Origin of the sequence: Pseudofrankia sp. DC12 (assembly GCF_000966285.1) — a bacterium.
Classification (GTDB): domain Bacteria; phylum Actinomycetota; class Actinomycetes; order Frankiales; family Frankiaceae; genus Pseudofrankia.
This window is the reverse complement of sequence record NZ_KQ031391.1, coordinates 1283243-1303929: the sequence shown is the minus strand read 5'-3', so window position 1 is coordinate 1303929 and position 20687 is coordinate 1283243. Positions and strand designations below refer to the sequence as shown.

Here is a 20687-nt window from a genome sequence, read left to right as displayed (position 1 = left end):
TGACAATGAGCCTTTCCCTGCAACGACCCGTCATGCTAGGTAATCATCACGGGTCGTGATCGACGGCTGGGTCGCCGACGACGAAACGCGGGGCAACCGGTAGGAAGTAGTCCTCTCACAGATCACTTCCGCCGGAGCCCCGCGTCCTCATGAGTGTCACATACACGAGCGTCCTGCCCCTGAGCGATCACACGGTCGTCCGCCTTGCCACGCTCCTGATTGCGGAACGTAGGCGGATTTGGTACTGGAGGCGGGACCCGCGCCCTGTCTCCATGGGAGCAGGCCGTGTTCGTCCTGCGCTGGTTCTGTGACGGAACCCCGGTCATCCGGCTGTGTTCGGGACAACAACAATCGGCAAGTCGGTGGGCTACCGCTACCTGCACGAGGGCCTCGCGCAGTCCTGGGCTGGCAGAGCTGCCCTGACCTGCGCAACGCACTGATCGCCGCGAAGTTCGCCGGCTACGACCACGTGATCGTCGACGGGACGTTGATCGAGACCGACCGGGTGACCGTCCCCGGCCCGACGAAGGGCGTGGACCTGTGGTGGTCAGGAAAAATCAAGAACCACGGCGCGAACGTGCAAGTCGTCTCGGGTCCCGAGGACGGCTGGCCGCTGTGGGTGTCCGACGTCCGTCCCGGCCGGGAGCACGACACCACCGCCCTGCGCGCCTCCGGCGCCCCGGAGGTCTTCGAGGAGTGGTTCGCCGACGGCGGGCAGGTGCTCGGCGGACGGCGGCTACGAAACGCTTCTCGGAACCCAGGAGGGGCAGTTCGCGGTCCCGTTCAAGAAGCCGAAGGGCGGGGAGCTGACCGCCGAACAGAAACTGCACAACCGCATCCACTACGCCCTGCGGGCGGTCGGGGAGCGCGCGAACGCGCTGCTCAAGGTCACCTTCCGCCTGCTCCGCAACGTCACGATCGACCCCTGGAAGATCGGGCTGGTCGCGAAAGCGTCCCTCGTCATCCTCCACACCGAGTACCAGAGGACCACCTGACGACCAACACACGATCACACTATTGATACTCACCCAGGGTGACGGTCGGTTGCAGGGAAAGGCTCAATGTGCCCACCATAAATGCCGCGATGGTAATTAAGAAGCTCAGAGCAACAAGAATTGCGCCTTCCTTGAAGTGCCAGTGTGAATCCGAGAAATTGACAAGTATCGCCCAGAGGTAGATGAGTGGAAGGGCCCATCCGGCTACCTCATGTACAGCATGAATTGTCGCAACCTTGTCAACCTCATTGGCTCCGACCCTAACTATTGATCGCCGTATCCATTTCCAGTGCTCCGAGGATCGTACGTCGGGTATAGCCTGTAGCGCCGAAATTCGATTCCGGGTCCTCGCAAGAAGGGCTAGCTGATACTGGTCTGTGAGCACGTCCCGAGTATCCCAAGTAGCACTTGCCGGGCCACCTCCGGGTCAGCTTCAGCATCGTCCCCCGTCGACGGTCGAGGATGGAGGGAAGGTTCCTGCGCGGCCGTCTCGCGCGCGGTTCGTACAGGCCGTGAGGCGACACCTGTCGAGGCGAGGTCGAGGCGACACCGGCTTGTGCCAACTTTCCTTGCTTGTTCGAGGCTACACCGGCTTGTGCCAACTTTCCTTGCTTGTTCAAGACCGGCCTTCGGCCGGACAAGCAGAAACGCCCCGGGCCGGATGATCGGCACGGGGCGGTTGTCGTATGGGAAGACCTCAGGGGGCGCTGCCCCCCGAACCCCCCGGCCCAATGCCAGTGAAACTCTCTTGATCGCGTGGGTCAGGCTGCCATGGCTGGCTGAGTGTGGTCACGTTCGGTGACATCGGGAAGCGTGAGTGTTGGGGCCGCCGTGGTGAGGGTGTCGGTGATCGGTCCGCAGATCCGGGTCTCGTAGACGACCTTGCGGGTGGTGAGGCCGGGTCCGGCGTGGGGGAACTCCGAGACGCTCTTCGCCCGGCGTTCGCGGGTGCGGTTGCGGTCGGGGGTGTTGCGCCGCCGGCTGAGTGCGCTGTGGATGGCGGCGAGCCGGTGTGCGACGACCTCGTCGGGCAGGCCGGGGGTCGCCGCGCCGAGGTGGCGGGTGAGCGCGAGCACCGTGGCCTTGGTGGACAGTTCCCGGGCCAGGACCGGCTGCCCGGCGCGGGCGCCGCGCTGGGCGGGGGTGGCCTGCGCGGCGGCGCTGCGCTGCACCGCGCGCAGGAGAGCCGCCCCGAGCAGGAGAGCGGGGATCTCCTGGTCGACCTCGAACGGGTCGGTGGCGCGCAGCATCGGCCCGGCTCCGGGTCCGGAGTCGTTCAGGGTGGCCTTGGTCTCGCGGATCGGGGTCTCGGTCGCGCCCCATCGGGCCCGGTAGCCGGCGGTGAGAGCGAGCGCGGGCAGCGCGGCGGGGTCGGTGATGTTCGTGGCCACGGCGAACGTCTCACCGGTGTGGACGCCGTCGGCGAACACGTCCCACTCGACGTCGCGCCAGCCGTGCAGCACGTCGTCGGTGCCGAGGTCGACGAGCGCCGAGCCGTCGGGCAGCCACGTGTCGACGTCGACGGTGATCCCGGCGCGCAGCCGCACCGCGAGGTTCATCCCGGCGCCGGTCAGCCGCCTCAGCCGCTCGGCGCCGGGGAAGTTACGGTCCCCGACGTGCAGGAGCCCAGGGTGACAGATCGCCGGGGTGGCGGTCGCGACCTGCTCGAGCAGCGTCTGCTCACCGGCGTCCTTCGCGCCCGAGGACGGGCCGTGGGCGTAGCCGAGCGGGGTCTTCGTCCCAGCGTCGACGTCGATCAGAAGGCGGACGTGCGGGAACGGCGCCGGGTCGGTGCCCGCCCCGAAGCGCTCCCGGTTCGCCGCCGTGTCGGGCAGCCGCAGGAGGGTCCCGTCGAAGCCGGCGACCCGGAACGCTCCCGCGGCCAGCGCCTGTGGGTCGTGCGGGTCGAGGAGCTCCGCGCGCAGCACCACCAGGACCGCCTCGCACACCGCGGCGACCACCACCCCCGGCACGCCGCGCCGCGCCCGGGAGAACGCCGGCCCGCCGGGCGTGGCGGAGCAGCGGGTGAACGGGACGTCCGCGACCGGCGCGAACAACGCCGCCAGCACGTCGTCCCACCCGGTGCCCGCCATCCACGACCCCAGGACCAGCGCCCGCACGACGACCCCCCGGGTCAACGCCAACGCCGTCTCCTGCCCGCGCACGGCGTCATCAGGTGCGGCGTCGTCGCTGCCGGGCGGTGTCGTCGCCTGGAACTGGGTGAACGCCTCGGCGATCAGCCGGTCGAGCGCGCCGGGGCCGAGCCGCCGGTCGAGCTCGGCCTCCGCCGCTCCCAGCGACACGTGGTCCGCCGCCCGGCCCGACAGGGCCAGATCCCCGTTGTCGTAGGCCCTGAGCGTCCCGGCCAGCACCGGCCGGTAGACGATCACCTGGTCGCCGTGGCGGGCCGGGAGCGCGCCCTCAGCCAGCGTGAGCAGGCCGCGGCGGTCGCGGGCCGGCGCCCGGCCGCCGCCGCGGCGCCCGGCCGTGCGAACCGGCCCCGCGGCCAGGTCCTCGGCACGCACCGCCAGCAGCCCGGCACCGACCCGGCCGAAGGCCACCCCGGGCAGCGCGACCGACGGGACGACAGGATAGAAACAGGACACGGCGGACTCCGGGTCAGGGAACTGGCTTCGACACCCTTCACCTCACCCGGAGATCCGCTCAAACCCCGCAATCCGGGCACTCCCAGCACCCAAATCCTCCGCTCCGGCGACCTCCCACCCCACCCCCGACCGTCACCCAACGTCACCGTTAGCTCAGGCGCGGCCGGGTACCTCACACCTCGCGATCAAGCGCCTTACAACGGCATTGCCCCCCGGCCAGATCCAGGGGGATGAGAAGAACGAGAACGTGTCCGCGTGATTCCTCCGCGGATCTGGCGCCCGGGGCTACCACCGGAACCCCGACCGCGCAAGATCCGCGCAGCCGAGGCTGGGTCAGGGAACGTCGGCGGATCTTGCCCGGTCGAGAACCCGGCGGTAGGACAAGCCCGCCAGCTCGCCGGAGGGATCAGGCTCTGCCTCAGCCATGTGGCGGAGTCAGTCTTCGTCGTCAGGGTCGTCGAGGTTCTCGTAGAAGTCTTGGTCCGCGACGAAATCGGTGATCTCGACAACCGGCCCGGTAGGGCGAGCGACCAGCACGGCGTAGAAGACGATCGGTCCGAAGATCCCGCTCGGTGGTAGGAACACCATCCGCGCCGAGGAGCCGGTCACCGACGGCTGGCCTTCCCAGTCCTGCCCGAACGCCAGTCGCGCCGCTCCAACGGGCAGCCTCATGAAGTCGTCGAATGTCGGGCCGCCGTACTCCATGCCGCGGAACTCGGGGAAGGTGGCCTTCGCGGTGCTGAGGAAGCGTTCCCCATAGGTGACCTGGTACGCGCTCACTCGGCCAGGCGGCCCGCTCGGGCGTATTCCTCGTGGATCTGACGCATCCGCTCGGCCATCCGCGCGGACGGCCGAGGCTGGACCTGGGGCAGCAGAGCGGACACGAACGGGATGTCTTCGCCCTCGTCGACCAGCCGCCAGCCGGGCTCTCGGCGGGACCGTTCCGCGGTGTCGTCGCCGGTGTGACCGCGAAGCAGGTCCACCGCTTCCTGGACCGCCTTGAGCTCGGTCGCGCTGAACAGCTCGCGGTGAACCGGGCGGACCGGAATCAGGCGCTGTTGCTCGTGCCCCAGGACGCGTTCCCGGGCGAGCGCCGCATCCCCAGCCGCGACCAGCTGGTCTCGGACCGCTCGCGCGCCCCGGGGGACGGGGCCGCGGTCGGTCTTGCGGTAGCGGACGCCGCTGATCGGAACGCCGGTCTCGCGGACGTGCCCGAACTCGGCGAAGTACAGCACGCCGTTCGCTTTGGCGGCACCGCCGTATGGGTCGTCGGCGAGTTCCTCGGCGACCAGCAGGAGCAGTTCGGCGAACTTGGCTTCGTCCGGATCGACGTCCAGATCATCCCGCTGGAGGCTCTCCGCGACACTGCGATCACGAGTGTCCATATGCCGGTCCTCCCTCGCCGCGACCCCGCAACCGTACCCGGTCGTCGCAAGCAATGCGTAACCACTCGATGCCGGACGAGCGCGGACCAGCAACGATGCTAGTCGAACAATTGTTCTAGGGCAAGCCTGCAACCTGGACCACCGTGAAGCCACCGCCGCATCTCCGGTTAGACTCGGAAGTCCCTCCATCGAGACAACTTCACGGTCGGTCACTGTCTGCGAGTCAGATCCGCCCCTCGCGCGTCGGGTTGCGCGCCATGTGTCGATCCAGCGGCAGGCGACCCACCAGGCGGCAGCCCGCGCGCTGGTCTGGCGCGCCCTGCCGGGTCGAGTCCGCATGGCCGGCTCGGAGCGCGCCGGGTCGGCCTGGTCCTCGGCGCCCAGGTCGAGCGTCTTCATGCCGCGACCTCGTGGTGGGCCGCTGGTACGGCGAGGTCGCGCAGGATGCGGCCGATGTGTCCGGCAACCTGCACGACGACGCCGTTCCCGAGGGCGCGTAGCCGCTCGGTCTGGTGCTGGACGCCGGTGGCCAGCCGGGGCGTGTCGCGTTCCCAGGGCTCTACTCGATCTCGGTCCACCCCGGTGGCAGGCCCATCAGGAGTTCCACCCATTCCGGGTTCAGGCGCCCATCGAGACTACAAGCTGACGTCCGTGGGCGTCCTCGCACGGAGGAGGCCAGGGGTCGAGTCCCCTCACCTCCACTACGCTGCGTAGCGTATGTCTGACCTCGGCAAATAGGTTTGATGATTATCTTGGGCTTTGATGTCAGCCCTAAACGTCCAGGTAGGCGTCTCGCGGCTGGTTCGTATGGAACGTCTGATTCCCGCTGCCTGGCGTTCTAGTGGCTGTGCGTCACGAATGCTGGTGGCTTGGAGGGCTGAGTCTCGCGGGTGCCGGCTGCCGCCGAGCTGGGTCGTTCGGCGGTTTCGGTCGCTTCGCCGGCACCAGCGGTGGCGGACAGCGGCGCCGTAGTCGCACCCCCAGCCCGTCTTGGGGCGTCAACCGCACCGAACGCAGCGCCCTCGCGGTCCTGTGCTGCGGCGCGGTCGCGGCCTCAGGACCACCTTCTGTTCCGGAGGCGGGCGCGGCTTCCTGACCTTCAGCGTTCGGGTTTCACCGCCCGGGCGCAGACGGTGATGGGAAATCGTGGGTCGATCAGGTCGAGTTCCTTGCGGCTGACGTCCTGGATGGTGAGTCCGTAGATCGTGCACAAGCAGGCCAAGACGTTGCCGAATCCCTCGACGATCGCAGGGATGCCGGCCTTGGTGAACTCGCGGCGCAGTCCTGCTGGGGTGTACCGGACATAGTCGATCTCCGGGATCTCCGCGTCCGTGCGGGCCAGCGCGGGTGCGGTCAGGAGCAGGACGCCGCCCGGGGTGAGCGACTGCCACAGGTTTGCCAGTGCGGGCTGCGGCTCTAGATACTGGATGGTGTTGGTGACGATCGCGGCGTTGAAGGCTCCCGCCGGGAGGCTTCCTGGCTCGTCGAGGTCCGCGAACAGGGTCGCCTTCGAGTTCTCCCGGTCGATGTCGACGATGGTCACCTCGTCCGGCCGGCCGAACTGGTCCACGTAGTGCGAGGTTTTGATCTCCATGACGTGGCCGACGAGGTCGGCGCGGTGGCGTTCGATGAAGCCGTCGATGTACCGCCGGTCAGCGGGCCAGCCTCGCTCGTTGCCGTACCAGTCGGAGAACGGGCCGGTGCGGCGCAGGTTGCCCCACCGGACCGGCCGGACGACGTTGCGGTGGCCCCATTCGACGGTCCGCCGCGCTGCCTTCTTGCCGATCCGGATCTGTTCGTCGAGCATGCGTCGCCTTTCGGAGGTGCGGACGCGAGGTCCGCGGATCAGGAGACCGGCCGAGGTCGAGACGTTTCCTTGCCGCGCGTCCATGTAGGTGCGACTGACCGATGGACCTGCCGCCGGCTGCGGGCCACACGACGTGCGCCGGGCGTGACGTCGAACGGCCACACTATCGAAAATTGCACCGAATCGGACGTAGTGGACCTGGGTGCGCAGTGACCTGAGTCCGCGGCGCGGATTGGCCGGGTCGCGGCGGAGTTGCGAGCTCCGATGAAGAGTCGGAGGGCGAGCGGTGTGGAGTTGGGAGGTGCGGTGAGATCTCGGGGTTTGCTTGGCGTCGGAACGGGCGCGGTGGTGGGAGAGGGTGTCGGCGGAGTGCTGGCCGGATAGTTGACGGTCGCGCTGGGGGTCGTCGGGTCGAGAACCGCGGGGGCGGCCGTGGAGCTGGTGATCTGTGGGAATGAGGATGCGGCGGGGGAGCTGGCGGCCGTGGTGGGCTGGCTGCCGCTAGGTATGGCGAGAGTGGTCGTTGCCTGGCCGGCGGGTGTGTTTTCGTCGTGGCCGAGGAGCAGGAGCAGGCCGATCAGGGGAATCCCGAGAAGGTGGACCGGTCCGAGAGTCCGGCTGTTGGTCGGCCGGGTTCTGCGGTGTGCGCCTGGGCGGGGGCCGGGGAGGTTCGGCGCGGTGGTCGCGGCCGTGAGCCGTTGCTGGGGTCTGGTCGGTGAGACGGCGGGCAGCTGTTTGGTGGTCGCCAAGTGCCGGTGGCGCGTGGTCGCGTTGGCTGGGGGCGGCGGGGGATTGGCTCGTCGGTGCCGGCTCACCGGGAGAAGCCTCCTTTCCGGGTCGGGTTGCTGTCGCCTGGCGTTGTTTGGTGGCGACGTCGAGAGGATCTTGGGGTCATTGGGTCGTGGTGGGGCTGGGTGTGGGTCGGGAGCTCGCGATGGTGGCAGCCGGGGCTGAGGTGCTGGCGGGCCGGATGACGTTGGTGATCGTGATGGTCGTCAGAGCTCGGCCCGGGCATCCGGGCGGGGTGGTGGTGAGGGTGAGCGTGAGGGTCGTGGTGTGGCCGGGGTCAGTGAGTTGGTCGAGGGGAAGTCGGGTGAGTAGGGCGGGGACGTCGCCGGGCTTGAGCGGCAGGGGTAGGTCGGTGTCGGCAAGGGCGTGGCCGGTGACGTCGCGGGCGATGGTGTGAATGGTGATCGTTGCGTCGTGGGCGGGACTGAGGCCGGGGTTGGTATAGCGCCCGGTGAGATCGAGGGTGGTGGTGGTGATGACCGCCTTGAGGCTGCTCGTCGTGAGGGTGATGGATGCGCAGTTGGTTGCGGTCGGGGAAAGGAGTGGCGTGGCGAGGGTGTGGACAGGGGTGAGCGCGAAGATCGGGTACGGATCGCTGGTCGATGCGTCGTCCGGGCTGGTGCGAGTGGGCGTGGGGACGGCTATGGGCGCGGGGGTGGTGGCGGTGTACCCGGTGGTCCAGGCAAGGACTGCGCGGACGTAGGCGTCCGACGGGTTATAGGCCCGGATCGCGGTCGAGAGCTGCGCGGGGTCGGTCAGGTCGCGGTGGTGGGTGCACAGGTAGCCGGCGGCGGTGAGGCCGGCGTCATAGATGTTGTTGGGGTCTTTGTGGCCGTCGGCGTTGCCGTCGCGGCCGGCGCCGGCCCAGGTGGAGGGCAGGAACTGCATCGGGCCGACGGCGCGGTCGTAGGTGGTGTCGGCGTCGAGGGTGCCGTGGTCGGTGTCGAGGATGCGGGCGAAGCCGCTGGTGCCGGTGAGGCGGGGCCCGAGGATGCTGGGGGTGACGGTGCCGTCGGGGCTGATCTGGCGGCCCTGGGCGTTGCCGGATTCGACTTTTCCGATGCCGGCGAGGAGTTGCCAGCGCAGATGGCAGGCGGGTTGCTCGCCGGCCAGGGTAGTGGCGGCTTTCCGGTAGGCGGCCAGGACCGGGGCCGGGATCTGTCGTTGCCCCGCGGTCAGGGTGACCAGATTGCCCGTCGGGCTGGAGGGCCGCGGGCTCGCGGCCGCGGCGGTGGCGAGCGCGCCGATCGGCACCTGGCCACCGGCGGTGCCCGCCGGTCCTTGGCCGCCGGATCCCCGCAAGGCGCCCGGGTTGAGCGCCGGCATGGGATAGCCGGTCGAGCGTGTGGCGGTGGTCTGGCTGGTGGCCGTGGTGTCGTGTGTGGGCGGGTGTGACTGGCAGAGGATCAGCATCAGGACGACCAGAGGCAGAGCGGCGGTGGGCGGGCCGAGGGTCCTGGCCAGGCTGAGTGCACGTGACGGCGGCCGGCGATGCCGCCCCCGCTTCGTGCCGCGGGCGGTGGGCGCCTTGTGATTCGCGGGGTTGTCGTTGCCCGTTGGGTCGGGGCCTGGGCGGGTGCTGGGGAGCTCAGTTGTGGGCGCCGTGGCCACCGTCGGTTCCCTCGGGGAGAGCGCCTTCGAGCCGGAGGGCTGGTTCGGAGCGGTCTGTGCGCAACTGGTCAAGGTTCGCGGTAGCGACGAGAGCTGGCGGCTGCTCAGGTGACTGCGTCGAAGGCGGCTCGGCTCGGCGCCGGGCGTTAGTTGGTGGCGTGTTGGCCAGGGCGCGGCGCATGGCGGCGTGCTCGATGCGCAGGCGCAGGAGCTCCTGGCGGTCTCCCGTGGTCATGCCTTCGCGGTGGCCGGTGTCGATCTCGGCTTGGCGGACCCAGCCGCGCAGTGTCTCGGGGCTGATTCCCAGCTCGGTGGCGACGGTTTGGATGGTGGCCCAGCTGGATCTGTGGCTGGGGCGGGCGCGCAGGACGCGTGCGACGGCGTTGGCGCGGAAGGGCGGCGGTAGCGGATCGAACGGCTCATCGGCCGGTCTTTGGAGACGACGGCTGGCGGTAGGGGTGGGCGCGCATTTTCCGTCTCGGCCTCATTCAGGTGGCTGGATGGCGGGGTACGTGCTGCTCCTAGCTCCGTGTCGTCGTCGTCGACGGGTATGGCATGCGGTTAGTTCGGGTGCGGATGTACGGGCGAGATAAATACCACGGCTGACGTTGTGTGCGCTACCTGTTTGGCGCTCCACCTCCTCAACCGTCTACTCGCAGGTAGATGGTTCTCCCGCCAGTCATTACGAAAATGTTAACGAAATTTGTGTGACGCACATCACTTTCTAAGCTTTCCGTAACGAGGTCGGTGGCGATCGGTGGCCGACCTGCACTGTTCGGACCGCGCGACGTGCGACTTCTTTGTGGCGGGTCGTGGAACCTTAAGGTGCTGAGGCTGTCGGTGTTACTTTCCGCTACGGCACTGTTGATCAATTGGTGGGTTCTGCTCTTGCGCTGACTGCTGTGTAGGCCTCATTTTCGGTGGTCCCATCGCGGCCGCGGGGACGGTGTCGTTCTCTGGTTTCCGCGCTGGCTTGTCCTGTGCCCTTTGTTGCTGGTTTCGGGATCGGAGTCGGTGTGTTCGCGACCGTGCTGGCGCGGCGGATGTCCGTGCGCGTTCTGGTGGTGCTGCTGGCGATGGCGTTGGTGTCGGCGGCAGCGGCGTTCGTGCCCGCGCTGCGCGTCGGCGCCCATGCTGCCGGGGGTGCCGCGCCGAGCGCGGCTGCGTCGGGGCCGGCGGAGCGGCCGGACTTCGTCTCGGCGCAGCTCGCGGCGCGGGCGGAGAAACGCCGGATCGAGGTGACGGATGCCCGCACGGAGACCACCTCGACGTTCGTGAACCCGGACGGCTCGACGACGGTCGAGTCGGCGTCCGGGGTGGTGCGGGTCCGCCGGGGCGATGACTGGGCACCGGTCGATACGACGCTCGCCGTCGTCGGCGGCAAGGTCGTCCCGAAGGCGGTCAAGGGCACGGTGACGCTGTCGGCGGGCGGTAGCTCTGGCGGCGACGTCGCCTCGCTCGTCGATTCCGGGCGGACCGTGGCGTTCACCTGGCCCGACGCGCTTCCCGCACCCAAGCTTGCCGGCAACACCGCTACCTACCCGGGCGTCGCGCCGGGCACCGATCTTGTGGTCGTGGTGCTGCCGACCGGTTTTGACATGCGGATCGTCGCGCATACGGCGGCGGCGGCGAAGGCCGCGGGCCGGTTGCCGTTGCGGCTGTCGGGGATGACGGCGTCGCGGACGGCGGGCGGTGAGGTGCGGCTGTCCGCCGGGGGGAAGACGGTGATGCGTTCCCCGACGCCGGTGATGTGGGACGCCCACGTCGACGCGAAGAACGGCCTGCCGGACCGGACCCGGACCGTTGACGGCGCCCTGGACACGGCGAAGCCGGAGGCGCCGACGTTGACGTTGAAGCCTGATGCGTCGTGGTTGGATGACCCGTCCCGGCAGTATCCGGTGACGATCGACCCGGCGGCGGTGCTCGCGGACACCCTCGACACCGAGGTCAGCAGCGGCAGCGCGACGACGAACTACGACACCTATCAGTACCTGCAGGTCGGGAACTATCTGACTGGGACGGTCACTCGGTCGTTCCTGAAATTCGACTCCACGACGATCGCCAGCCATCACGTCTCGGCCGCGACGTTGAAGCTCACGCAGGTCGGGTCGCAGGTCTGCACCGCCGAGCCGACGCTGGTGCAGGGCTCGGCGGCGCTGTCGGCGGGGACGACGTGGAACACCCAGCCCGCCTCCGACGGCACCACCTGGGCGACGTCGACGGCCAACGTGGGAACGGCCAATAGCTGCGGCACCGGCGCGGTCAGCATCGACATCACCTCGCTGGCGCAGGCCTGGGCGGCCAACGGCCTGTCGTCGGAGTCGCTGACGCTGCGCGCGGGCGACGAGGCCAACGCCGACCAGTTCAAGTACTTCAACTCCGGCAACACCACAACCCCGCCGACGATTTCCGTCACCTACAACGGTTTCCCGGGCACGGTCGCGAACCGCTCCACCATCCCCTGCTCGGCCCAGTGCGGTGGCAGCCCCGCCACAGTCCTGACAAACACGACCACCCCGACACTGCGCGGCGCCGCGACCGACCCCGACGGGACGCCGCTGCGGCTGGACTTCGAGGTCTGGAACTCCACGGGCACCACCCAGATCACCAGCGGATCAGTCTCCAACATCCCGTCGAACGCGACAGGCTCGTGGACCGTCCCAGCGAGCACGCTGACGAACGGGACGTCCTACGAATGGCGGGCACGCGCCTTCGACGGGTTGGATTACTCGGCGGCCTGGTCGGACTGGATTCCGTTCACCGTCGACACCGCCGCCCCCGCCGCCCCGACGGGAGTGAGCTCGACGGCGTGGCCGACGGCCGGCGGCTGGACGGCGACGACCTCGGGGACGTTTACCTGGACCTCACCAGGCGGGGACACGCAGTCCTTCCTTTACGGCGTCGACCAGCCCTCGCCGGCGACCGAAACCACATCGACAGCCACGGCCACCCTGACGGCGACCGCCGGGCTGCACACCTTCTACCTGCGCACGAAAGATAAGGCCGGCAACCTCTCCCCGGTCGCGACCTACATCTTCGGCGTCGGGACCGGCGCCCTGCAACAACCCGCAGACGGAGCTCGCACCCAGCGGTACACCTCGGTAGAAGGCCAGGCGCCGGCCAGCCAGGTGTCGGTGACGTTCCAGTACCACCTCGGCCAGGCGTCCTCCGCCCCGTGGGTGAACGTCCCGACCGGGGATGTCACCGTCGCCGGGACCTCGACGCATCCGTCCTGGCCGATGGCCCGTAACGGCTCGGGCGTGTTCGACAAGCTCACCTGGGACCTAGGCACCACCATGAGCGCCATCGGCGCGCCCGACGGTCCGCTGCAGTTGCAGGCCTGCTTCCGCGACTCCTCGAGCACCGTCACCTGCGCACCAGCACGCACAGTCCAGTACGCACGGCACGCCTTCGCCGACGCCACTGCGACCTCCCCGGTCGGCCCGGGCACAGCCGCGTTGCTGACGGGCGACTACTCAGTGTCGGCGACGGACGCGTCGCTTCCGTCCTACACCGGCAGCGTCTCGGTCGGGCGGACCTACGCCGCGCTGGCGACGAACGCGCCCGGCGCGGGGCTGGCTGTTGACTCGTCGTCCCCGGCGGCGGTCGGGTGGGACGGCTCGCTCTGCACCGTGGCGGGTAACGCGGTGACGGCGTCGTTCACAGCGCCGGCGGGCGCGCTGCTGCTCGCGCTCGGGGACACCACGTCGAACTTCTCTGGGACGTCGAACGGTCCGGCGATCTTCGACTCGGGCGGTCTGGTCTGGACGAAGATCGGCGTGACCGGCGCAACGAGTCTGAAGGACGAGTCGGTCGCCTGGTGGGCGCGGACCTCGTCGGCGACGGCTCGGACGGTGTCGCTGACGGCGGCGACGAACACCTGCGCGAAGTTCCTCCAGGTCCTCGTGGTCACGGGCGCCAACCTCGACAGCCCGATCGGCGCCACAAACGTCGGCCCGCCTGGGGACGCGTCGGCCGGTGTTCTCAGCCAGTCGCTAACGTCCTCGGCAGCGGGTTCGATGGTGTTCGCCGCAGTCTCCGACTGGCAGGCCCAAGCTGTCCCGACCCCTGCGGCCGGGGTGACGCTCGCCGGCAGCTACCACGTCTCCGACGCGACGGGCGCGGCCCTCTACCGGACCGCGGCCGCGACCGGCCCGGGGCAGACGATGACGATCGCCACGACGGCGCCGTCGGCCGCGAAGAACTCCTGGGCGATGTTTGAGGTGCTGCCCGCGGGCGCCTCCACCAGCATCTTCGGCCCTGGCTGGACCGCGTCGATGCCTGGCCCGGATGCCGGTACCGCCGATGAGACGTTGACCGAGAACGCCGACTCGGGCGGGTTCGTCACACTCACTGACGAGACCGGCGTCCAGTCCATCTACTCCCTGACCAGCTCGTCCAGCTACCCATACACCTACACCGGTGTCGGTGACACCGGTGCCGACGGGACGAAGCTGGCCAAGGACTCCGCGACTCAGTTCACGCTGACCGATATGGACGGCACGAAGACCGTCTATACCGCGCAGACCGTGGGCGGGGTGACCGTCTGGCGTGCCGGCTCGGTCGTCGAACCAGGCACCAACACCACTTCGTCGTTCACCACCGACAGCGCCGGGCGCACGACTCGCATCCTGGCGCCGGTGCCAGCCGGGGTGTCGTGCACGACGCTGGTCGCCGGCTGCCGCGCCCTCACCATGACCTATGCGACGTCGGTCACCGCGACCGGCAATGGCACGAATCCGGCGACGTGGGGTGACTACACCGGCCGGTTGACCGCGGTCGCAATGGCGCTCAACGGCGCCACGCCCGTCACGGTCGCGGCATTCGCCTACGACACCGACGGCCGGCTGCGCTCCGCCAGCGACCCCCGCACCAGCCTGGCGACCACCTACAGCTACGACACGGCCGGCCGGCTTTCGACGATCACACCACCGGGTCGGGCCACCTGGAGCCTGACCTACGACGGCTCGAGCCGGATCAGTTCCGCGTCCCGGCCAGCCCCCGTCGGAGGCACGGCGACGCAGACGGTTGCCTACGACATTCCCGTCACCGGCACAGGGGCGCCGATCGACATGTCCGCCGGTCAGGTCGCCGGCTGGGCGCAGACCGACCTGCCCGTCTACGCGGCCGGGGTGTTCTCCGCCGACCATGTGCCGTCCAGCCCGCCGGCGGCTGCGGACTGGCCGTACGCCGACCTGACCTATCTCGACACCGCCGGCCGCGGAGTCAACACCGCCTCTTACGGCAACGGTGCCTGGCAGATCACCACCACCGAGCACGACGCCAAGGGCAACCCGGTCCGCACCCTGTCCGCGGAAAACCGCAACCAGGCACTCAGCCCCACCGCGGACACCGACCCGACCGTGGTGGCCGAGACGACGTCGGCGGCCCGTTCCCAGCTCCTCGACGAGCAGACCGTCTATGCCGCCGACGGCGTGCTGGTCACCGACACCTACGGGCCTACGCATCCGATCGTCGATGACTCCGGCGCGCAGTATTCCGGCCGGGAACACACCCATACCGACTACGACCAGGGCGCCCCAGGCACAGGCGGCCCTTACAGGCTGGCGACCACGGTCACGAGTTCGGTCCGGATTCCGAACGGCACGGACCTCGACGTGCGTAAGACGGTCAACGGCTACGCCGCCAAAACGGGGGCCGATCCGAACACCTCCGGCTGGGTCCTGCGCAAACCCACCACCGTCACCACCTGGATGGGCGGCGGCTCCACCCCCGACATCGTCCACACCACCTACTACGACCTCGCGGGCAACACCGTCGAAGACCGCCAGCCGGCCGCGAACAGCACCGGCACCGACGCCTATACGACGCTGACCACCTACTACACCGCCACCGGCTCTGGTGGTTGCGTCAACGCCTCCAACTCCGGCCTGGCCTGCACCGCCGGACCGGCCGCCCAGCCATCCACCGGTAACCCGCTCCCGGTCACGACCTACACCTACAACAACCTCGGCGAGGTCCTCACCAGCGCCGACGCGGTCACCGTCTCCAGCACCACGACGACCCGCACCACGACTGATACCTACGACTCCGCAGGGCGCAAGACCTCGGAGGCAGTGGTGGTCAGCCCAGCCGCCAATGGCGGAACTGCGATCCCGACCGCGACCTACGGCTACGACTCCGCGACCGGCCTACCCACCACCACGACCGCGAACAGCGTCACCCTGACCACCGGCTACGACTCCTGGGGCCAGGTCGCCTCACAGACCGACGCCGATGCAAACAGCTCCACCACCAGTTACGACCTCGACGGCCGGATCTCCTCACGGGCCGACGGGAAGGGCGCCTACAGCTACGTCTACGACGGCACTGGCGAACACCGCGGCCTGCTCACCTCGCTCGGCGTCGGCGCCGGCAGCGCGCCCTCGACGTTCACCGCGACCTACGACGGCGACGGGAAACTGACCTCGCAGACCTACCCGAACGGCCTGGTCGCGACGACCCGTTACGACAACGTCGAGCAGCCGACCAGCCTCACCTACGCCAAATCTGGTTCGATCTGGCTGTCGTTCACCCAGGCCCGCTCGGTCCACGGCCAGGTTCGCCGCGACGCCACCCCACCGTCCACCAAGACAATCGGCTACGACAACGACGGTCGACTCACCTCCGTTATCGACGCCGTCTCCTACGGCGGACCCCGCACCTGCAGCACCCGCCTCTACAGCTACGACGCCGAATCCAACCGCACCGCCCTGACCAGCTACCCCGACGCCGGCGGCCAACCCGACACCGGCAACTGCTCCACCACCACCAGCCCCACCGGCTACCCCGCAAGCTACGACCAAGCCGACCGACTCACCACCACCGGCTACACCTACGACCTGTTCGGCCGCACCCTCACCGACCCCTACACCCCGTCCGGCAGTGCGGCTACCCTCGGCTACTACACCAACGACCTCATCAACACCGAAACCGTAGGCACCACCACCCGCACCTACACCCTCGACCCCGCCTTGCGGTTCCGCTCCTGGACCGACAGCGGAAGCTCCACCACCTCCACCAACCACTACACGACCTCATCCGGCGACAGCCCCGCCTGGATCGCCACCGGCACCACCAGCTGGACCCGCAACATCACCGGCATCGACGGCGGCCTCGCCGCCATCCAAACCAATGCCGGCACCGTCACCCTCCAACTCACCAACCTCCACGGCGACACCGTCTCCACCGCCGATGACCTGACCACCGCCACCTCCATCACCAGCTACACCGAATCCTCCGAGTTCGGCCTCCCCTACTTCCAAGCCAGCGCCTACCCTCGCTACGGCTGGCTCGGCGCCAAACAACGCACCCACGACACCCTCTCCGGCATCACGTTGATGGGTGTCCGCCTCTACAACCCCGACACCGGCCGCTTCGACCAAACCGACCCCGTCCCCGGCGGCTCCGCCAACCCCTACGACTACGTCAACCAAGACCCCGTCAATGGCAATGACCTCGACGGCCGCCTGTGCGTGTGGTGTCCGCACCCCAACCTGCACAGTCCTCGGAGCTCCTACCATCGGTATAGTTCAAATCAAATTGGAAAAATAGCTGAGGCTATGGCCCTCAGGGATATCCGTGCGAGGTGGGGCAATAGCGTCAGAGTAACGCCGCAAAAAAGACTGGAGGTGCACTTCCCGAGGTCCCCAGCGCCGGCCATTCGCATCGTAGACTATGTGGTAACGAACCCAAGGGAACACTGGACGCTACTTATCGAGGTGAAAGCCAATGGTGCGCGCTATAGCGATTGGCAGAGTAAGGCGGATCGGTGGCTCGTCGCTCAAAATCCCGGGTGGCGTAGAACCGTTTGGAGATACAACGTTCCAAGGGGGCATTGGAATAACGTCGCGTAGGGTTCTCTCTCGCCTGGTGCGTTCATGGCTGCACAGCGTGGATTGGGGCGGTTGAACTGGTGAGTATCTTTCCAGGAATAGAATCGTGGGTTGAGGATGATTTTGAGCGGCTTCGCTCGGCGAAGATGTCAGCGGAGCAGTTCGACGTGCTGATAAGCGAGCTGGGGAAGCGGGCTTCCCTGGGATCTGACTGGGCATGTCGAGCGCTGCTCGGACGGCTAGAGGAGGAGGGATCAGATCGGCGGCGCACTTCGCTTCTCAAAGCAATCACGAAATGCCCGGCGTCGGACTATCCAATCGATCTGCTGGAGCGACTTGTGCGGGCTCCAGATCTAGGTGTCTGCGCCGAAGCGGCTTACCTCCTTGTGAAGGCCGGCGGTGAAGGTGAGCGTGTCGTCCTGGCATTGCTGGACAGCCTGGGTAAACTTGAACGTGGGATATGTCTTGGTGTGCTCGCACACGGCTCTGGCAAGGTTGACGTAGACGCGGTGGCGGCGTATGCTGATGACCCATTCGCCTTCATCAGGACTTCGGCGCTCTTCACGCTTGCGATGAGAGGTGATGATTCGTGCACCGACCGCCTGGTCCCTCCATTGCGGCGGCGCGATGTCGAAACCAGAGAATCCGCGCTTAGGGCCTTGATATGTGTAGGTGACGCCCGTGCGGTCGACGCGGTCGTAAGTCGGCTCAGGCTAGACGCGGCGCGCCGAGCAGATGGCACGACCGTAGCGCTGGAGCTAGAGCTGAATTATCTGGGTCAACAGAGCGCCGTGCGACTGGATGCATTCACGGAGGCGCGTTCTGTGATAGCGAAGCACTGGGCGAAACGCGATGAGACCGAGGTAGCCTGGATCCAGGCCAACCTTCCGCAGCTCGCGCGGGGCTTCCGCGGCGAGTTCGGCCCCTTGTCGCAGGTCGAACGGGCACAGCTCCGTGCGACGGTGTCATCAAGGCTTGATCGCCAGTTGGCCAAGGTGGCGCTCTGAGCTTTTCGTTCAGCTTGTCTGTATGTCTCAGTTCAGAACCGACCCCGGTGCCGCGAGACCGACGGCCGCGCCGAGGCCAGCGCGACAAGGTACACCGCGACCTGACGGCGTTCCATTCCCGCGACCCAGGCCGTCTGGTCCCTGGGACACCGTCCGGGTCCTCCACACGCTCGTCTGCCCGGTCTGTCCTGTCATCCTCGCAGCTCACCGGCACCGCGCCGCCCGCCACCCGCGCGGCGCCGTTTACGACCCGACGGTCCTCGCCGCATCCCGGCGGCCGGGGCGGGCGCCCAGGACGACCGGTCCAGCGACGGTCCGGCAGGCCGCGCGGCGGCGACGGCGGACCACGACGGCTCCAACAAACGCGACGCCGGCCACGACCCCCAGCGGGGGCACCCACACAGCGGCGACGGTCGCCACCGCGGCGACGCCACCAAGCATCGCGAGCAGTGGCCCAGCGCAGCACAGCGCACACGCAGCAATCGCGGCGACCAAGGCGCCGATCGTGGACCACGGACGCGGACGGCCGATCGACGCGGTCATGCGGTTGCGCCGAACAGGTCGGTGAGCAGGCCGGTGGCGGTCTGCGGGGCGCGCACGGTGAGGACAAGCGCCGTAGGCATGAAATCAAGGCTGAAGGCGAAGAACGCACAGCAGTCCTGCTCAGCCACGGCGAGCGCGGCGATCCGCGCGGCGAGGTCCGCGCCAGGTGGAACGTCAGACGCAGCCCGTCAGCGATCTCCTCCCGGCCGACCGCCTCCTCCAGCAGCGCCCGCCATTGGGCGGCTCGGTCGGTCTGCTCGTCGACGCCCAGGGTGCAGGCCGCCGGCACGTCGGGCCACACTTCGGCGGCCGTGACGTCAGGTCGGACCGGGGACAGCGTGAGCGACACGGGACCGGCAGGTACGGAGCTGGCGGTGGTCAGGCAGCCGCAGTCCGGACCGCAGCCACCCGCAGGGGCCGCCTGACCGAGTTCGGCGTGGAACGCGGCCAACCGTGCCGAGAACGCCGACAGCTCGGCGGCCCGCTGATCGGCGTCAGCGATCCGGGCGGCGATCGGCGGCAGCATACGTTCCCGGACCGCCGCGCACACCCCCTGCTCCCACACGCTCGACAGGTCGCCGATCTCCTCCAGCGACAGCCCCAGCAGCTTCCCGGAGAAGATGAACGCCAACCGCTCCACCGCCTCCTCGCCATACATCCGGCAACCCGTAGGGGTGCGCTCCGCGGCCAGCAGCCCAGCCGTTTCATAGAACCGCAGCGTCGTCGCCGGCACTCCAACACGATCCGCCAACTGCGAGATGCGAAAGGAAGCCATGGCAGCACCGTAAACCTTCGACCCGACTCGAAGGTCAACACAGACGGTGAACGGATCTTGACGAGACCGCGGTGAATCGCTGTACGAGGACCCAGCGGACCCAAGTTCCCGGGCGGAGGCGAGCTTGCCTTGACCCACACAAAGCCTCGCGGGCTCGCGACGACGAGGCCCGGACCGCCGAAGCGGACGGGCGGTGGTGGCGGTCCGCATCTAGCCGAGCCCGACCATGGAGCTATCTGTCTGGTACCGACGCCATCACGCCATGACATCTGTGCAGCTGGCTGGCCTGGCAACGGTGTCGATGACGTTGATGACCGGCCCGCGCAGGATCGGGTACCGGTTCGTATTGTGGTCACTCAGCTCCACCGGTTCGAGTCCCACGAGCGCGCGCCTCCGGCGCGGCGCTCGTGGAGATCAGTCCATTTTGGGCGTCACGTCCGGGCGCGGACGACGGTGGCCTGGCCGCTCTTGTGGGTGGTGTGGTCAGGTGGCGGGGATGCCGGTGACGCCGAGTTTGTGGCCGAGGGCGACCCAGTTGGTGGCGATCTGCTGTTGGACGTCGGCGAGGCTCATCTGGCCGGAGCAAACGGCGCGTTTGGCGGCGTTCTCGACGGGGTCCTTGTCGTTGTGTTCGCCTTTTTCGGGCCAGAGGTTCGCGACCGCGGTCGGGGAGCCGCCGATCTCCAGGGAGATGAGGTGGTCGAGTTCGTAGTTGCCCATCGCGGTGCCGGCGTAGTCGCCGTACGCGGCGATCGCCTCAGCTTTGATCTTGTTGGTGTAGGACGTCGGCGGGCGGATCGTCGCGGTCCAGCCGGACTTGCAGATCGTCGATCCGATCGTGGCCTGGGTGACCGCCGGGTTCAGCGCGCCGGGTGTGCAGGTCGGGTCGGGCTCTTCGTTGTTGTCCGTCGCCTGACAGTGCGCCGGGTAGACCGTCGAGGTCGACGTCGAGACGACCAGCGGTCCGGGCTGGGCCGGTCCGGCGCTGGCCGGTCTGGCGGGGGTAGGCGTGGTGTCTGTCCCGGCGGCGCTCGATCCGGGCAGGGTGCAGCCCGCGACGGTGAGTGTGAACAGGACGGCGAGGGCGAAGCGTCGCGGGCGAATCATGGCGCCGATTATGCCGTCGATCAGGACAGTGGGGATCTATTCCGGCAGGTCACTCGACCCTCGGGTGAATGGGCCGAAGCCGGCTACGGTGACGGCCGTGGACATCACTACCGGTACGGGCACGTTGGCGTGGCAGCGTGGGCTGCCGCGTACGTGGATGGCCGCCGCAGTGATCCTCGTGGACGACGACCGGGTCCTGATCGTGCGACCGACGTACTGGCTCGGCT

At 68.5% G+C, this 20687-nt stretch carries 11 protein-coding genes and 2 pseudogenes; 3 read left to right on the top strand and 10 right to left on the bottom strand.

The window, feature by feature from the left end; all coding sequences use genetic code 11:
- Positions 1–149: 149 nt before the first annotated feature.
- Positions 150–995: pseudogene (locus FRADC12_RS29230) on the top strand (HARBI1 family protein).
- Positions 996–1756: 761 nt separating this feature from the next.
- On the opposite strand, the gene FRADC12_RS05315 reads toward FRADC12_RS29230, so the two are convergent.
- The 7 genes from FRADC12_RS05315 to FRADC12_RS29220 all read right to left on the bottom strand — a co-directional run bounded on the left by FRADC12_RS05315 (position 1757) and on the right by FRADC12_RS29220 (position 9521).
- Entirely contained in the window at positions 1757–3601 is a 1845-nt protein-coding gene (locus FRADC12_RS05315) for a hypothetical protein (RefSeq protein WP_045875092.1), read from the bottom strand.
- Positions 3602–4036: 435 nt separating this feature from the next.
- A complete protein-coding gene (locus FRADC12_RS05310) occupies positions 4037–4381 on the bottom strand; it encodes a hypothetical protein (protein ID WP_045875793.1) in 345 nt (114 codons plus the stop codon).
- Positions 4378–4986 (bottom strand): type II toxin-antitoxin system antitoxin SocA domain-containing protein, encoded by a 609-nt coding sequence (locus FRADC12_RS32000; RefSeq protein WP_045875792.1) that lies wholly within the window; start codon positions 4984–4986, stop codon positions 4378–4380. The genes FRADC12_RS05310 and FRADC12_RS32000 overlap by 4 nt, the downstream gene beginning before the upstream one ends.
- Before the next feature lie 395 nt (positions 4987–5381).
- Positions 5382–5564, bottom strand: coding sequence for a hypothetical protein (locus tag FRADC12_RS05300; RefSeq protein WP_045875791.1), 183 nt, complete (start codon positions 5562–5564; stop codon positions 5382–5384).
- A 521-nt stretch (positions 5565–6085) separates the two neighbouring features.
- Entirely contained in the window at positions 6086–6793 is a 708-nt protein-coding gene (locus tag FRADC12_RS05295) for a class I SAM-dependent methyltransferase (protein ID WP_045875790.1), read from the bottom strand.
- Between the two features lie 891 nt (positions 6794–7684).
- Entirely contained in the window at positions 7685–8995 is a 1311-nt protein-coding gene (locus FRADC12_RS28105) for a lytic transglycosylase domain-containing protein (protein WP_052710697.1), read from the bottom strand.
- A 175-nt stretch (positions 8996–9170) separates the two neighbouring features.
- Entirely contained in the window at positions 9171–9521 is a 351-nt protein-coding gene (locus tag FRADC12_RS29220) for a transposase (protein WP_255355241.1), read from the bottom strand.
- 688 nt (positions 9522–10209) lie between these two features.
- Between FRADC12_RS29220 and FRADC12_RS32840 the strand changes: the two genes are divergently transcribed.
- Together FRADC12_RS32840 and FRADC12_RS30890 are read left to right on the top strand one after the other, a co-directional pair.
- Positions 10210–17049 (top strand): DNRLRE domain-containing protein, encoded by a 6840-nt coding sequence (locus FRADC12_RS32840; RefSeq protein ID WP_052710696.1) that lies wholly within the window; start codon positions 10210–10212, stop codon positions 17047–17049.
- A gap of 59 nt (positions 17050–17108) precedes the next feature.
- Complete coding sequence (locus FRADC12_RS30890; protein ID WP_157488700.1) at positions 17109–18035, top strand: HEAT repeat domain-containing protein; 927 nt, start codon at positions 17109–17111, stop codon at positions 18033–18035.
- A 539-nt stretch (positions 18036–18574) separates the two neighbouring features.
- Here FRADC12_RS30890 and FRADC12_RS33750 read toward each other — a convergent pair.
- From FRADC12_RS33750 to FRADC12_RS05265, 3 genes and pseudogenes are all read right to left on the bottom strand, one after another.
- Positions 18575–18706 carry a hypothetical protein gene (locus FRADC12_RS33750; RefSeq protein ID WP_255355259.1) on the bottom strand — a complete coding sequence of 44 codons (132 nt, stop codon included), beginning with the start codon at positions 18704–18706 and terminating at the stop codon, positions 18575–18577.
- A 374-nt stretch (positions 18707–19080) separates the two neighbouring features.
- A pseudogene (locus FRADC12_RS32835) lies at positions 19081–19353 on the bottom strand (MerR family transcriptional regulator); the annotation flags it as partial.
- A 483-nt stretch (positions 19354–19836) separates the two neighbouring features.
- Complete coding sequence (locus FRADC12_RS05265) at positions 19837–20460, bottom strand: hypothetical protein (RefSeq protein ID WP_045875788.1); 624 nt, start codon at positions 20458–20460, stop codon at positions 19837–19839.
- Positions 20461–20687 lie beyond the last annotated feature (227 nt).